General features: G+C 71.2%; 1 protein-coding gene and 1 pseudogene. One reads left to right on the top strand and one right to left on the bottom strand.

The genetic code is table 11. From position 1 onward, the window contains the following. Positions 1-398: pseudogene (locus tag AB0D31_RS34700) on the top strand (hypothetical protein); the annotation flags it as partial. On the opposite strand, the gene AB0D31_RS34695 reads toward AB0D31_RS34700, so the two are convergent. Continuing rightward, complete coding sequence (locus tag AB0D31_RS34695; protein WP_362730921.1) at positions 374-706, bottom strand: phage tail protein; 333 nt, start codon at positions 704-706, stop codon at positions 374-376. The pseudogene AB0D31_RS34700 and the gene AB0D31_RS34695 sit on opposite strands and share 25 nt — an antisense overlap. Positions 707-1,245: the final 539 nt, after the last annotated feature.

The raw sequence follows: 1,245 nt of genomic DNA, 5'->3' as shown, positions 1-1,245 counted from the left end.
AGGCCAAGCACGGAACCGTCCTCGTGGTCGTCGACCAGCCCGCCACCATCGGCGCCCTGCCGCTGGCCATCGCCCGGGACATGGGCTGCGAAGTCTCGCCATCGCCTGGGGCGACCCCGACGCCGGCGGCGTTCTGCCCGACGACGGGCGCCTGGACCAGATCCGCCAAATCCCGCTCACCCGCCCTTGACCCCTACGCGAAACCGCCCCCGCCCACCCGGGAGCTCTGTCCAGGTGGTCTGGACAGAGCCCCAAAGGGGTCCTTCAGCTGGGAGTCGGTGGGGGTGGGCAGCCAGGCATGCCGAGGGATGTCTGCGCCCCGTTCGGCCGATCCGCCGGCCGAGGGCCGGCCGCCCCGCTGGTCGGTCGTGGACTATTCGGCGGTGATGTCCGTGTAGGCGATGGTCACCGTTTCGATGGAGGGGTCAGCAAAGGTCGCCCGGACATTGGTCAGGTGGAAGCGCCGAACGGGCTGCTGCCGGGCGTCCAGCGCGACGATGGTGATGTCGTGTCGGAGACCGTCGTGACCGTCGAGGGAGGTCTTGATCCAGTCGGTGAACGCGGCGCTCTTGTCCGCGCCACGGGTGATGGTGGCCTTGCCGAAGCCGGCGGCGCCAGGATGCTTGCGCTGGATCAGGTCGCCGGACACTTCCTGGACTAGGGTCAGGCCGGACACCATCATCAACGGAGCAGTGGAAACGGTCACGAAATCGGGCCTGGTGACCCGCGGCCAGCCCCTGTACCTCTCGACTCCGGCGGCGATTGGGCAGGCCCGCACGAGGAGTTGGAACCCGCACGAGAAGTTGGAGAGCGATCAGCTCGTAGTCGCAGGAGTCGAGGCCCGGGTGCTTCCCGGCGAGGACGACAGTGACGCATGCCCCCGTGGCGGGACCAGCGGAGCCCGGCCCCGGTCGGCATTCGCTGCTCATACGACTCGATTCCCGACGGCGGCACGCGAGAGGGAACGTCGAGGCCCGTGTGCCGGCTGACCTGTCCGGCACGCTGCACATCAACGGACGCGTCACCAGCCAGAGCGGCGCATAGCCTTCGCCTCGCTTCTTCGTGCCGGCCGCGCTCAGCTCGGCAGGGCGCTCCAGATCCCGCCGCCCGAGGCGGCTGCGATGACCCGAGAGCCCTCGCCGCGGCGGATGCAGGTCGGGGGGCGGGCCCGCAGGGGGGGGGGGGGCGCCCCCCCCCCCGCGCCCGGGGCAGCCGGGGGTGGGTGTGAGTGGGCCCCGAGAGGGC

Source organism: Streptomyces sp. NPDC048361 (assembly GCF_040651795.1).
Classification (GTDB): domain Bacteria; phylum Actinomycetota; class Actinomycetes; order Streptomycetales; family Streptomycetaceae; genus Streptomyces.
The sequence above is the reverse complement of the archived record's forward strand: the minus strand, read 5'-3'. Positions and strand labels throughout refer to the sequence as shown.